Origin of the sequence: Neisseria sp. HMSC070F02 (assembly GCF_001814225.1) — a bacterium.
Lineage (GTDB): Bacteria > Pseudomonadota > Gammaproteobacteria > Burkholderiales > Neisseriaceae > Neisseria > Neisseria meningitidis.
Genome location: NZ_KV815479.1, coordinates 1,137 through 11,762, shown reverse-complemented (window position 1 = coordinate 11,762; position 10,626 = coordinate 1,137). Strand labels below are relative to the sequence as shown.

Genomic DNA, 10,626 nt, shown 5'->3' with positions numbered 1-10,626 from the left:
CCTTGTCCTGATTTTTGTTAATCCACTATATCCGCCATATATTGCAGGGCGGGATTTCAACCTGCCGCTATCGGTTAATGGAAAAACGGCGTGCAGGGATACCCATCCTGCTGCACGGATATTGAAGGAAACACCATGAGCAAAAACCAACCCGCACAACCGACCAGGCGCACTCTTTTTAAAACCGCGATCGCAGCCGGAGCAGTCGGCGCAATCGGAGGTTATCTCGGCGGCAAAAAACAGGGCGAAACCGCCGAACGCACCGCCGAAAGCCAACACTCGCCCCAAGCCTATCCCTGCTACGGCGAACATCAGGCAGGCATCGTTACGCCGCAGCAGGCGTTTTCGATTATGTGCGCCTTCGACGTAACCGCGCAAAGTGCCAAGCAGCTGGAAAACCTGTTCCGCACGCTGACCGCCCGCATCGAGTTTCTCACCCAAGGCGGCGAATACCAAGACGGCGACGACAAACTTCCGCCAGCCGGCAGCGGCATTTTGGGCAAAGCCTTCAACCCCGACGGGTTGACCGTTACCGTAGGGGTGGGCAGCAGCCTGTTTGACGGTCGGTTCGGACTCAAAGACAAAAAACCGATTCATTTGCAGGAAATGCGCGACTTCTCCAACGATAAGCTGCAAAAAAGCTGGTGCGACGGCGATTTGAGCCTGCAAATCTGTGCCTTCACCCCCGAAACCTGCCAAGCCGCCCTGCGCGACATCATCAAACACACCGTCCAAACCGCCGTTATCCGTTGGAGTATCGACGGGTGGCAGCCCAAATCCGAACCCGGCGCGATGGCGGCGCGCAACCTGTTGGGCTTCAGGGACGGCACGGGCAACCCCAAAGTTTCCGACCCCAAAACTGCCGACGAGGTTTTGTGGACGGGGGTGGCCGCCAACAGCCTCGACGAACCGGAGTGGGCGAAAAACGGCAGCTATCAGGCAGTCCGCCTTATCCGCCACTTTGTCGAGTTTTGGGACAGGACGCCGCTTCAAGAGCAAACCGACATTTTCGGGCGGCGCAAATACAGCGGTGCGCCGATGGACGGCAAAAAAGAAGCCGACCAACCGGATTTTGCCAAAGACCCCGAGGGTGATATCACGCCCAAAGACAGCCATATACGCCTGGCGAATCCGCGCGATCCCGAATTCCTCAAAAAACACCGCCTCTTCCGCCGCGCCTACAGCTATTCGCGCGGACTCGCCTCAAGCGGACAGCTTGATGTCGGGCTGGTGTTCGTCTGCTATCAGGCAAACCTTGCCGACGGATTCATCTTCGTGCAAAACCTCCTCAACGGCGAACCGCTGGAAGAATACATCAGCCCCTTCGGCGGCGGCTATTTCTTCGTCTTGCCCGGCGTGGAAAAAGGCGGCTTTTTGGGGCAAGGGCTGCTGGGCGTATAAATCCGCCATATAAAAAACGCCGTCCGAACCTTGCCAAACGGGTTCGGACGGCGTTTCTTGTTTTTGGGCGGTCAGGCTTTTTTGACGAATTCGGATTTTAAATTCATCGCGCTGCCGTCGATTTTGCAGCCGATGTTGTGATCGCCTTCCTGCAGGCGTATGCCTTTGACTTTTGTACCTTGTTTGATCACCATCGAGCTGCCTTTTACCTTGAGGTCTTTGATGAGGATGACGGTATCGCCGTTTTGCAGTGCCGCGCCGTTGGCATCGCGCACTTGAGCCGCAAGGTCGGCGGCGGATTCGGTTTCATTCCATTCGTGGGCGCATTCGGGGCAGATGTATTGTCTGCCGTCTTCATAAGTGTATTCGGAGGCGCATTGTGGGCATGGGGGTAATGACATGGTTTGCAGTCCTTATCGGATGTTTGTTTTGGGGTACCGTCTGAAACCTGAAACCGGCTTCAGACGGCATGGCTTTATTGCTTGTCTTTTTCGGGACGCACCCAGCCTTCGATGACGGTTTGGCGGGCGCGGGCGAGGGCGAGTTTGTTGTCTTCGATATTGCGGGTAATCGTGCTGCCTGCGCCTGTGGTTACTTTGTTGCCCAGTGTTACAGGGGCAACCAGTACGCAGTTTGAACCGATGCGCACTTCGTCGCCGATGACGGTTTTGTGTTTGTTCACGCCGTCGTAGTTGGCAATAATCGTACCTGCGCCGAAGTTGGTTTTGCTGCCGACTTCGGCATCACCAATGTAGGTGAGGTGGTTGGCTTTGGTGCCTTTGCCGATGGCGGCGTTTTTGATTTCGACGAAGTTGCCGACGTGGACATCGTCAGCCAGTTTGGCTTGCGGACGCAGGCGGGCGTATGGGCCGATTCGGTTGTTTTCGCCGACTTCGCAGCTTTCGAGGTGGGAGAAGGGGGCGATTTTGCTGTTTGCGCCGATTTTGGCGTTTTTGATGACGCAGTTTGCGCCGATTTCGACGTTGTCGCCGAGCTCGATTTCGCCTTCAAAGATACAGTTCACATCAATTACGACATCTTGTCCGTGTTTCAGACGACCTCGTGAATCGAAACGCGCCGGATCGCGCAGGGTAACGCCTGCTTTGAGCAATTCTTGCGCCTGTTCAGTTTGGAAGATGCGTTCGAGTTCGGCGAGTTGGCGTTTGTTGTTCACGCCGGCGGCGAGGTAGGAGGTGCGCACTCGGACGGGATGGACTTTGATGCCGTCGGCAACGGCTTTGGCGATGAGGTCGGTCAGATAGTATTCGCCTTGGGCATTGTTGCTGGAAAGGCTGTTCAACCAAGCTTCGAGTTTGGCGTTAGGCAGAACCAAAATGCCGGTATTGATTTCTTTCACGGCCTTTTGGGCGGCATCGGCATCTTTTTCTTCGACAATGGCGGTTACGCTGCCGTTGCCGTCGCGGATGATGCGCCCCAAGCCTGTCGGGTCGGCGGGCACGTCGGTCAACAGCCCGACTTCGTTGCCTGCGGCTTCGAGCAGGGTTTCGAGGGTTTCAACGTCAATCAGGGGAACGTCGCCGTACAACACCAGCGTGCGGCCTTCGGCGGCAAGGTGGGGCAGGGCGGTTTTGACGGCGTGGCCGGTACCGAGCTGTTCGGTTTGTTCAACCCAAACGACATCGCGTTTGACAGCGTTTAAAACTTGGTCTTTGCCGTGCCCGATGACGACGCAGATGTTTTGCGGATTCAGCGCGGCGGCGGTGTCGATAACGCGCCCGAGCATGGGCTTGCCGCCGATGCGGTGCAGCACTTTGGGCATTTTGGAATACATGCGCGTGCCTTTGCCGGCGGCGAGGATAACGATGTTTAAAGTGTTTTGCGGCATGACGGTTTCCTGTGCGATGCCGTCTGAAGCGGCTTCAGACGGCATAGGGTGGGTTTATCGGTTTTGAAATTTGGGCTTTTGCCAGTTCTGTCCGCGTACGCCTTGTTCGGAACCGTCGGTTTGGTCGGGCAGCACGGCATGGCGTTCGGGGCGGTATTGGTTGTAGTTCATATTTTTCGAGTAGCTGCCGTCTTGGTAATAAACGGGCGTGCCGGCGGGATATTTTTGACGGACGGCGGTCTTGCCGTTGCCGTCTTGATAAGTTTCCCACGCGCAGCCCGACAAAAGGGCGGCGGCAGTCATCAGGATAAGGAAAGTTTTACGCATAACATTCTTTCGTATTTTCGGGAGTTGTGCGGGTATTGTAATGATTTTGGCGGTGTTCTGACAAAGTTTCTGCATACTGTGCCAGTTGCGCCATATCGCTTACGGAAGCATCGATAAAGGGCAGGTCGTGCACTTTTGCGCCGAACCGGACGGTTTTCATGCCCAATGCTTTTGCCTGATGCAGGTTGTCCGCGCTGTCGTCCACCATAATGCAGCATTCGGGCGGTACGTCCAAAAGGCGGCAGACATTGAGATACGCTTGCGGATTGGGTTTGTACAGCAGTCCGAAATCATCTGTGCCGAACAGTGCGTCGAAACGGTTTTCCAAACCGAGTGCGCCGACAATGGCGCGGACGTAAAACGACGGGCCGTTGGAAAAAACCGCCTTGCGCCCTTTTAGGCGGCTCAGGGTGTTTTGTGTTTTCGGCATACCGTGCAGACGGGTCAAAACCTCGTCAATCGGATGGCTTTCGCGCAAAAATTCGGCGATGTCGATTTCGGGATGGTGGATTTGCAGTCCGGCGAGCGTTGCGCCGTAGCGGTGCCAATAGTCTTGACGCAGGTCGGACGCGGCGGATTCGGAGAGTTTGAGGCGGCGTGCCATATAGCGTGTCATGGCGCGGTTGATGAGTGTGAAGATGCCGGCATCGGCATTGTGCAGCGTGTTGTCGAGGTCGAACAGCCACACGGTCGGGTTTTCTTGCATGTTGAACCGTGAAAATTTGTTAGAATGTTATTTTACAGCGAATAGAGGAGGACTCGGAATGAAACGGAAAATTTGGCTGCTGCCGCTGCTGGCGGTTTCGGCATACCTGCAGGCGCAGACGGAAGTCAGGCTGGCGGTGCATAAGTCGTTCAGCCTGCCCAAAGGGCTGATTGCGCATTTCGAGCGGGCAAACGATGCGAAGGTGTCGATTATCCAGGCGGGCGGCGCGAACGAAATGCTCAACAAACTGATTTTGAGCCGCGCCAACCCGATTGCCGACGCGGTGTACGGTTTGGACAACGCCAATATCGGCAAGGCGCGGGAAATGGGCATTTTGGCGGCGGCGCAACCCGAATCCGCCCCCGTCGCGGTCGGGCTGCCTTCGGCTTTGGCGGTCGATTACGGCTATGTGTCCATCAATTACGACAAAAAATGGTTTGAAGGCAAAAAGCTTCCTCTGCCGCAAACCCTGCAGGATTTGACCCGCCCCGAATATAAAAACCTATTGGTCGTGCCGTCCCCCGCCACGTCGTCCCCGGGGCTGGGCTTCCTGATGGCGAACATCAGCGGTCTGGGCGAAGAAGGCGCGTTCAAATGGTGGGCACAGATGCGGCAGAACGGCGTGAAGGTCGCCAAAGGCTGGAGCGAGGCGTATTACACCGACTTTTCGCACAACGGCGGCGCGTATCCGCTGGTGGTCGGTTATGCCGCCAGCCCGGCGGCGGAAGTGTATTTTTCCAAAGGCAAATACAGCGAGCCGCCGACGGGCAACCTGTTTTTAAAAGGCGGCGTATTCCGCCAGGTCGAAGGCGCGGCGGTCTTGAAGGGCGCGAAACAGCCGAAGCTGGCGGCAAAACTGGTGCAATGGCTGCAAAGTCGGGAAGTGCAGCAGGCGGTTCCGTCCGAAATGTGGGTTTACCCCGCCGTCAAAAACACGCGCCTGCCCGACGTGTTCCGCTTCGCCCAAGCCCCGACGCACACCACCGCCCCCGCGCAGCGCGATATTGATGCGAACCAGCGCGGATGGGTTTCCCGTTGGATCAGGACGGTTTTGAAATAAAACAAACATACCGCCCCGCAGGGCTTCATACGGCATTTTTACACCTGTGCCGATTACGCCGCACGGGGCGGATGTTCGATTAAGAGGAAAACAATGGACTTCAAACAATTTGATTTTTTACACCTGATCAGTGTTTCCGGTTGGGAGCATCTGGCTGAAAAGGCGTGGGCGTTCGGGCTGAACCTTGCCGCCGCGCTGCTTATTTTTTTGGTCGGAAAATGGGCGGCGAAACGCATTGTCGCCGTGATGAGGGCGGCGATGACGCGCGCGCAGGTCGATGCCACGCTGATTAGTTTTTTGTGTAATGTTGCCAATATCGGCTTATTGATTTTGGTGATTATTGCCGCATTGGGCAGATTGGGCGTTTCCACAACATCCGTAACCGCCTTAATCGGCGGCGCGGGTTTGGCGGTGGCGTTGTCCTTGAAAGACCAGCTGTCCAATTTTGCCGCCGGTGCGCTGATTATCCTGTTTCGCCCGTTCAAAGTCGGCGATTTTATCCGCGTCGGCGGTTTTGAAGGATATGTCCGAGAGATTAAAATGGTGCAGACTTCTTTGCGGACGACCGACAACGAAGAAGTCGTGCTGCCCAACAGCGTGGTGATGGGCAACAGCATCGTCAACCGTTCCACCCTGCCGCTGTGCCGCGCCCAAGTGATAGTCGGCGTCGATTACGACTGCGATTTGAAAGTGGCGAAAGAGGCGGTGTTGAAAGCCGCCGTCGAACACCCCTTGAGCGTTCAAAACGAAGAGCGGCAGGCCGCCGCCTACATCACCGCCTTGGGCGACAATGCCATCGAAATCACATTATGGGCTTGGGCAAACGAAGCAGACCGCTGGACGCTGCAATGCGACTTGAACGAACAAGTGGTCGAAAACCTCCGCAAAGTCAATATCAACATCCCGTTCCCGCAACGCGACATACACATCATCAATTCTTAAACGCCGTCTGAAAGGGGAGTGGGAAATGGACGCGCTGCACACCATCGCCCGAAACCTGACGAAAAAACGTCAAACCGTAAGCTGTGCCGAATCCTGTACGGGCGGAATGCTTGCCGCCGCATTCACAAGCGTTGCAGGCAGTTCGCAATGGTTCGACCAGAGTTTTGTAACATACAGCAACAAAGCCAAAGAAGACCGCTTGGGCGTGTTGCCCGAAACCCTGCTCGAACACGGCGCGGTCAGCCGCCAAACCGTCTATGAGATGGCGCGGGGCGCGAAAGCTGTGGCGCAGGCGGATTACGCCGTCGGTATTTCCGGCATCGCCGGTCCGGGCGGCGGCAGCGAAAGCAAACCCGTCGGCACGGTTTGGTTCGGGTTTGCCTTTCCGGGCGGAAGTTGCGAAGCAATGCGCCGTTTTGACGGCAACCGCGAATCCGTCCGCGCACAGGCGGTCGCCTTCGCATTGGAACGGTTGGCGGGGCTGATTGAAAACGGCGGCGATGCCGTCTAAACAAAATCTCCGTCTGGACAAAATCCCCGCCGGATAAAAAATACCGTCTGAAACGTTGCAGGTTTCAGACGGTATTTTGTCGGGTTAGGCGGCGGTGCGGCTTATTTCACTTTACTCTTCAACGCGCCGTAGCCTGCCGCGTCCATTTGTTCCAGCGGGATGAATTTCAAGCTCGCGCCGTTGATGCAGTAGCGCAGTCCGCCTTTGTCGCGCGGGCCGTCGGGGAAGACGTGTCCCAAATGCGAATCGGCGGCGTGGCTGCGCACTTCGGTGCGGCGCATATTGAAGCTGAAATCATCGTGTTCGGTAACGGATTTTGCATCAATCGGGCGCGTGAAGCTCGGCCAGCCGCAGCCGGAATCATATTTGTCGGCGGAGCTGAACAAAGGTTCGCCGCTGACAACGTCCACATAAATGCCGGGTTTGAATAAGTGGTCGTATTCGTGGCTGAAGGCGTATTCGGTCGCGCTGTGTTGGGTAACTTGGTATTGCTCTTCGGTCAGGGTGCGTTTGAGTTCGGCATCACTGGGTTTTTTATACGTTGCCGCGTCGAAACCTTTGCCTTGTACGGCGGCTTTGGTTTTGCCCGGCAGCGGTTCGTCGGCTTTGCGGATGTCGATGTGGCAGTAGCCGTTGGGGTTTTTAATCAGGTAGTCCTGATGGTATTCCTCGGCATCGTAGAAGTTTTTCAGCGGCTCGTTTTCAACAACGAGGGGCAGTTGGTATTTTTGCTGCTCGCGTTTGAGGGCGGCGGCGATGACGGCTTTTTCGGCGGGGTCGGTGTAGTACACGCCGCTGCGGTATTGCGTACCGGTGTCGTTGCCCTGTTTGTTGAGGCTGGTCGGATCAACGACGCGGAAGAAATATTGCAGGATGTCGTCTAGGCTGAGTTTGTCGGCATCGTAGGTCACTTTGACGGTTTCGGCGTGGCCCGTATGGCGGTAGGACACGTCTTCATAGCTCGGATTTTTCGTGTTGCCGTTGGCGTAGCCGGATACCGCGTCAACCACGCCGTCGATGCGTTGGAAATAGGCTTCCAAGCCCCAGAAGCAGCCGCCGGCGAGGTAGATGGTGCGCGTGTTCATGATTTTTGAATCCTTTTTCTGAGTGTCGGGTTTGTAGAACGAATGTTTCAAGCTGCCCAAATCGGCATTCGGGTCGCGGATTAACGCCAACGCCTGCGCTTCGTTGATGCTGCCTTTGACGATGCGCTGCACGTCGCCGTCTTTACCGATTAACGCCCACGAAGGGTAAACGCTGATATTCAGGCTTTGGGCGATCGTGCCGCCGTTGTCGGTTACGACGGGCAGCTTGGGATAATTCAAACCGGCATACCATTTTTGGAAGTCGCCGTCTTTTTTCTCGTGCAAAAAGCCCGGAGACGCGACGGTAATCAGGTTGGCGGAGCTGAATTTTGCATCTTGCGCCCATTTTTCGGTCTGTCCCAATTCGGACAGACACAAAGGACACCAGCTCGCCCAAAATTTAATCAGCGTCGGTTTGTCTTTTTTCAAGTAAACACTGGCGGGGCGGTTGTCCGCAGTTTTCAAAGTGGATAAAGTGTGCGGCACGGTCGCGGCTCCGGCATCGACGATTTTGGGCGAACAAGCACCCAGCGCAAGCAGGCAGCCGAACTTGGCGCAAAGGGAAAAGAAAGTACGGTGTTTCATTTTGAGTTTCCTGTGTGGACGGTTTGCATGATTAGACGTTTGAGATGCCGAAACCTTACAGCTCGGATTTTCAGACAACCTTGCCGCGTAAAATACGCTACAATACGCCCTGTTTCAAGTTTCTAAAATTAAAAGGAAAATTCAATGTTCAGCTTCTTCCGTCGCAAGAAAAAACAGGAAACGCCGGCTCCCGAGGAGGCTCAAGTTCAGGAAACTGCAGCAAAAGCAGAATCCGAAGTTACTCAAATAGTTGAAAATATTAAAGAAGAAGTCGAATCTTTAACGGAAAGCGTCAAAGGGCAGGTCGAATCGGCTGTTGAAACCGTCAGCGGTGCGGTTGAACAAGTAAAGGAAGCCGTTGCCGAGATGCTGTCTGAAGCAGAGGAAGCGGCGGAAAAAGCAGCGGAACAAGTCGAAGCGGCAAAAGAAGCCATTGCCGAAACCGTCGGCGAGGCTGTCGGGCAAGTTCAAGAAGCCGTTGCAACAACTGAAGAACACAAGCTCGGTTGGGCGGCGCGTTTGAAACAAGGTTTGACCAAATCGCGCGACAAAATGGCGAAATCGCTGGCGGGCGTGTTCGGCGGCGGACAAATCGACGAAGATTTGTACGAAGAGCTGGAAACCGTGCTGATTACCAGCGATATGGGCATGGAAGCCACCGAATACCTGATGAAAGACGTGCGCGACCGCGTCAGCCTCAAAGGGCTGAAAGACGGCAACGAATTGCGCGGCGCGCTGAAAGAAGCCTTGTACGACCTGATTAAGCCTCTAGAGAAACCGCTGGTTTTGCCCGAAACCAAAGAGCCGTTTGTCATCATGCTTGCTGGCATCAACGGCGCGGGCAAAACCACATCCATCGGCAAACTCGCCAAATATTTCCAAGCGCAGGGCAAATCTGTGCTGCTTGCCGCCGGCGATACTTTCCGCGCCGCCGCGCGTGAGCAGCTTCAAGCTTGGGGCGAACGCAACAACGTAACCGTGATTTCGCAAACCACGGGCGATTCCGCCGCCGTGTGCTTCGATGCCGTCCAAGCCGCCAAAGCGCGCGGCATCGACATTGTGCTGGCCGACACCGCCGGCCGCCTGCCCACGCAGCTTCACTTGATGGAAGAAATCAAAAAAGTGAAACGCGTGCTGCAAAAAGCCATGCCCGACGCGCCGCACGAAATCATCGTCGTGCTTGATGCCAACATCGGGCAAAACGCCGTCAACCAAGTCAAAGCCTTTGACGACGCATTAGGGCTGACCGGTTTAATCGTGACCAAACTCGACGGCACGGCAAAAGGCGGCATCCTCGCCGCGCTTGCCTCCGACCGCCCCGTCCCCGTCCGCTACATCGGCGTGGGCGAAGGCATAGACGATTTGCGCCCGTTTGACGCGCGCGCGTTTGTGGACGCACTGCTGGATTGAGCCGAAATGCCGTCCGAAAACAGCAGACCGATGCCGTCATTCCCGCGCAGGCGGGAATCCAGGTCTGTCGGCGCGGAAACTTATCGGATAAAACGGTTTCTTCAGATTTTACGTTCTAGATTCCCACTTTCGTGGGAATGACGGAATGTAGGTTTGCGGGAATGACGGTTTAGGTATTTTTATAGCAAGCCGTAGGGTGGGATGCCGCCGGAGGGCATCATATTCTTGGAATAGCGCATTAAAAAGAGTATGATAATGGAAACACAAAAGATTCCGGCAATGCCCGTGCGCCGTTCCCGTTCGTCATTCCCGCGCAGGCGGGAATCCAGACCTGTCGGAACGGAAACTTATCGGATAAACGGTTTCTCTAGATTCCGCATCCTAGATTCCCGCCTGCGCGGGAATGACGGTTCGGGTATTTTTATAAGGCAGATTCGCAAGGTGCGCCATAGAGTGGGCTAAAGCCCGCCCTACAGCCCGCCCTGCGAAACCCACGAAACACCCTGCGAAACATATGTTCCAACACGCAGGGCGGCACATCAAGCACCGCCCTATGTGCCGCCCTGATTCGGAAGGGGCTGCATCCCTCCCGGATAAAGTCCGATTCCACCGTCCCGAAGGACGGATGTCCGAGCGGCGGGGGTTCAACCGAAAAGGAAATACGATGAATAAAACTTTAAAAAGGCAGGTTTTCCGCCATACCGCGCTTTATACCGCCATATTGATGTTTTCCCATACCGGCGGGGGGGGGGG

The 10,626-nt window shown here is 55.7% G+C and carries 11 protein-coding genes; 6 read left to right on the top strand and 5 right to left on the bottom strand.

What is annotated here, in order from left to right; genetic code table 11:
- The first annotated feature begins 135 nt into the window (after positions 1–135).
- The gene (gene efeB / locus HMPREF2959_RS08615; protein ID WP_002218468.1) at positions 136–1,401 is read left to right on the top strand and encodes an iron uptake transporter deferrochelatase/peroxidase subunit; all 1,266 of its coding nucleotides are present in this window, start codon (positions 136–138) and stop codon (positions 1,399–1,401) included.
- 71 nt (positions 1,402–1,472) lie between these two features.
- On the opposite strand, the gene HMPREF2959_RS08610 is transcribed toward efeB, so the two are convergent.
- The 4 genes from HMPREF2959_RS08610 to HMPREF2959_RS08595 all read right to left on the bottom strand — a co-directional run bounded on the left by HMPREF2959_RS08610 (position 1,473) and on the right by HMPREF2959_RS08595 (position 4,280).
- On the bottom strand, positions 1,473–1,802 hold the full coding sequence (locus HMPREF2959_RS08610) for a zinc ribbon domain-containing protein YjdM (protein ID WP_070696685.1): 330 nt from the start codon (positions 1,800–1,802) through the stop codon (positions 1,473–1,475).
- Between the two features lie 74 nt (positions 1,803–1,876).
- Positions 1,877–3,247, bottom strand: coding sequence for a bifunctional UDP-N-acetylglucosamine diphosphorylase/glucosamine-1-phosphate N-acetyltransferase GlmU (gene glmU, locus HMPREF2959_RS08605; RefSeq protein WP_002240923.1), 1,371 nt, complete (start codon positions 3,245–3,247; stop codon positions 1,877–1,879).
- A 54-nt stretch (positions 3,248–3,301) separates the two neighbouring features.
- Positions 3,302–3,574, bottom strand: a complete 273-nt coding sequence (locus HMPREF2959_RS08600) for a hypothetical protein (RefSeq protein ID WP_002233306.1) — start codon at positions 3,572–3,574, stop codon at positions 3,302–3,304.
- On the bottom strand, positions 3,567–4,280 hold the full coding sequence (locus tag HMPREF2959_RS08595; protein WP_002240924.1) for a pyrimidine 5'-nucleotidase: 714 nt from the start codon (positions 4,278–4,280) through the stop codon (positions 3,567–3,569). Before HMPREF2959_RS08595 ends, HMPREF2959_RS08600 begins: the two co-directional genes overlap by 8 nt.
- 58 nt (positions 4,281–4,338) lie before the next feature.
- On the opposite strand from HMPREF2959_RS08595, the gene HMPREF2959_RS08590 reads away from it, so the two are divergent.
- The 3 genes from HMPREF2959_RS08590 to HMPREF2959_RS08580 all read left to right on the top strand — a co-directional run bounded on the left by HMPREF2959_RS08590 (position 4,339) and on the right by HMPREF2959_RS08580 (position 6,793).
- The gene (locus tag HMPREF2959_RS08590) at positions 4,339–5,340 is read left to right on the top strand and encodes a thiamine ABC transporter substrate-binding protein (protein WP_002240925.1); all 1,002 of its coding nucleotides are present in this window, start codon (positions 4,339–4,341) and stop codon (positions 5,338–5,340) included.
- Between the two features lie 93 nt (positions 5,341–5,433).
- On the top strand, positions 5,434–6,282 hold the full coding sequence (locus HMPREF2959_RS08585) for a mechanosensitive ion channel family protein (RefSeq protein WP_002240926.1): 849 nt from the start codon (positions 5,434–5,436) through the stop codon (positions 6,280–6,282).
- A gap of 25 nt (positions 6,283–6,307) precedes the next feature.
- Positions 6,308–6,793 carry a CinA family protein gene (locus tag HMPREF2959_RS08580; protein ID WP_002215245.1) on the top strand — a complete coding sequence of 162 codons (486 nt, stop codon included), beginning with the start codon at positions 6,308–6,310 and terminating at the stop codon, positions 6,791–6,793.
- Positions 6,794–6,894: 101 nt separating this feature from the next.
- Here the strand turns inward: HMPREF2959_RS08580 and msrAB are convergent, their stop codons facing one another.
- Entirely contained in the window at positions 6,895–8,463 is a 1,569-nt protein-coding gene (msrAB, locus tag HMPREF2959_RS08575; protein WP_070696682.1) for a bifunctional peptide-methionine (S)-S-oxide reductase MsrA/peptide-methionine (R)-S-oxide reductase MsrB, read from the bottom strand.
- Positions 8,464–8,607: 144 nt separating this feature from the next.
- On the opposite strand from msrAB, the gene ftsY reads away from it, so the two are divergent.
- The gene (ftsY, locus tag HMPREF2959_RS08570; protein WP_002215249.1) at positions 8,608–9,873 is read left to right on the top strand and encodes a signal recognition particle-docking protein FtsY; all 1,266 of its coding nucleotides are present in this window, start codon (positions 8,608–8,610) and stop codon (positions 9,871–9,873) included.
- A 514-nt stretch (positions 9,874–10,387) separates the two neighbouring features.
- Positions 10,388–10,626: hypothetical protein (locus tag HMPREF2959_RS13035; RefSeq protein WP_210398735.1), on the top strand; the 239-nt coding region annotated here is incomplete at its 3' end.

What these genes read in the sequence shown, in the direction of transcription:
- glmU (WP_002240923.1), bottom strand. Translation starts at nt 3,247, where the DNA reads ATGCCGCAAAACACTTTAAACATCGTTATCCTCGCCGCCGGCAAAGGC.
- msrAB (WP_070696682.1), bottom strand. Translation starts at nt 8,463, where the DNA reads ATGAAACACCGTACTTTCTTTTCCCTTTGCGCCAAGTTCGGCTGCCTG.
- HMPREF2959_RS08580 (WP_002215245.1), top strand. Translation starts at nt 6,308, where the DNA reads ATGGACGCGCTGCACACCATCGCCCGAAACCTGACGAAAAAACGTCAA.
- HMPREF2959_RS08595 (WP_002240924.1), bottom strand. Translation starts at nt 4,280, where the DNA reads ATGCAAGAAAACCCGACCGTGTGGCTGTTCGACCTCGACAACACGCTG.
- ftsY (WP_002215249.1), top strand. Translation starts at nt 8,608, where the DNA reads ATGTTCAGCTTCTTCCGTCGCAAGAAAAAACAGGAAACGCCGGCTCCC.
- HMPREF2959_RS08590 (WP_002240925.1), top strand. Translation starts at nt 4,339, where the DNA reads ATGAAACGGAAAATTTGGCTGCTGCCGCTGCTGGCGGTTTCGGCATAC.
- HMPREF2959_RS08585 (WP_002240926.1), top strand. Translation starts at nt 5,434, where the DNA reads ATGGACTTCAAACAATTTGATTTTTTACACCTGATCAGTGTTTCCGGT.
- HMPREF2959_RS08600 (WP_002233306.1), bottom strand. Translation starts at nt 3,574, where the DNA reads ATGCGTAAAACTTTCCTTATCCTGATGACTGCCGCCGCCCTTTTGTCG.
- HMPREF2959_RS08610 (WP_070696685.1), bottom strand. Translation starts at nt 1,802, where the DNA reads ATGTCATTACCCCCATGCCCACAATGCGCCTCCGAATACACTTATGAA.
- efeB (WP_002218468.1), top strand. Translation starts at nt 136, where the DNA reads ATGAGCAAAAACCAACCCGCACAACCGACCAGGCGCACTCTTTTTAAA.